Source organism: Rhizobium sp. BR 317 (assembly GCF_047445835.1).
In the GTDB taxonomy this organism is placed as follows: Bacteria; Pseudomonadota; Alphaproteobacteria; order Rhizobiales; family Rhizobiaceae; genus Rhizobium; species Rhizobium paranaense.
This window is the reverse complement of sequence record NZ_JARWLB010000197.1, coordinates 1-651: the sequence shown is the minus strand read 5'-3', so window position 1 is coordinate 651 and position 651 is coordinate 1. Positions and strand designations below refer to the sequence as shown.

The window sequence follows — 651 nt, the reverse complement described above, 5'->3', positions numbered from 1 at the left end:
GTCACGGACGAAGCTCGACCAGGCGATCCGCAATCGCACCTGCAGATCGCGCCATGGGCKATCCAGCTCCTGGGCTTTAAGGATCTCGCGCACCGCATCACGGATCGGGATCAGCTTGCGGACGACGCGAACGTGCTTTTTCGAAATTCCCTCGCCGCCGCGGCCCTTGCGTGTCTGCACCACKACCGGCTCGCCGTCGACGACCTGCATGAGACCATGTCTGACATCGACGAAATAGCTGCCTTCGCGCACCTTGGCGTTATCGGGACGAAGATCAACGATCTCTCCGAGCTCATCCTCCAGGTCGATGTCGATGGCGGTCGGCTCGCCGTCATAGAGGTMTTCCGGAAGAAGTGCGATGGCTGCCGTCAGCGCCGCGTCGAGCGCCTCACMTGCGCGTGGCTGGCACGTATAAGTCTCCCCGAAKGGACCAGAGGTCAGGGCGTGATCGCCAAGCACGAACTCCGGATGCTCGGCGAGCCAGCAGTTCACCCGGATTGCTCCCTCGTCCGCCATCGCTGGCCGGACCTCCGCCAGGTCGAGCCAGGAGAGGTCACCTTCGGGTTCGCCAGTCTTACGCCTGCGGAAGAAGAGGATGTCGACCACGACATCAGTGCCCGCGTCACGCCGAAAACTGCCTTCAGGCAGCCG

General features: G+C 63.2%; 1 pseudogene. It reads right to left on the bottom strand.

The features are described from left to right. Nucleotides 1-651 (bottom strand): annotated as a pseudogene (locus tag QD357_RS32765) (lactate dehydrogenase); the annotation flags it as partial.